Source organism: Stenotrophomonas sp. HMSC10F07, assembly GCF_001807895.1.
Lineage (GTDB): Bacteria > Pseudomonadota > Gammaproteobacteria > Xanthomonadales > Xanthomonadaceae > Stenotrophomonas > Stenotrophomonas sepilia.
On sequence record NZ_KV791394.1, the window covers coordinates 27,822 to 28,514 of the forward strand.

The window sequence follows — 693 nt, forward strand, 5'->3', positions numbered from 1 at the left end:
GGTGTACGCGAGTGCGCCCGCCGGTCAACGCCCAATCGTCCCGGTTTCCAGCCACGTACCGTCCCGCCGCCTTTGTTAAGGGCGGTGGCACCGTAGCCTTGTACGGAGACCCGCCATGAACCCTTCCGACATTCCCCCTCTGCGCACCCAGTACGCCCCGGCCAACGCCGATGAGGGCGAGGAAGCGAGCGCAACGCCCGACCCCAGCAACCTGATCGCGCTGCTGCACCAGATCGGCCGCGGCGTGGCCGCCGACGGCCAGCCCTGGCCAGAACGCCACCAGCTGCCGGGCCGTTGCCTGGCGCTGGCCGACAGCGACGGCGCGTTGGCCGGCCTGCGCATCGTCAACGAGATCCTGCTGGCCGCCGAGCGCGCCCGCCAGAACGGCGGCCCGGAGCACTACGTGGGCGACCGCGTAATGGAAGGCCTGAAGCTGGCCGCGCTGGCGCTGACCAACCACGCCATTTTTCGTCTGCACCCCGAGTAGACCTACGCCGAGCGTGGATGCTGTTGGTGTAGAGCCGAGCCTGCGCTCGGCTCATCGGGCAAGACGCAGCCGAGCGTGGGCTCGGCTCTACAGGATATTCGCATCCTGCCTGGATGCCGTTGGCGGATGGCCCCGCGCTCTGTAGAGCCGAGCCTGCGCTGGGCTCATCGGGCAAAACGCAGCCGAGCGTGGGCTCGGCTCTACAG

Annotated in this window: 1 protein-coding gene; it reads left to right on the forward strand. The window is 69.1% G+C overall.

The genetic code is table 11. The features are described 5' to 3' along the window. Positions 1 to 115: 115 nt before the first annotated feature. On the forward strand, positions 116 to 487 hold the full coding sequence (locus HMPREF3114_RS11580; RefSeq protein WP_053501317.1) for a hypothetical protein: 372 nt from the start codon (positions 116 to 118) through the stop codon (positions 485 to 487). Positions 488 to 693: the final 206 nt, after the last annotated feature.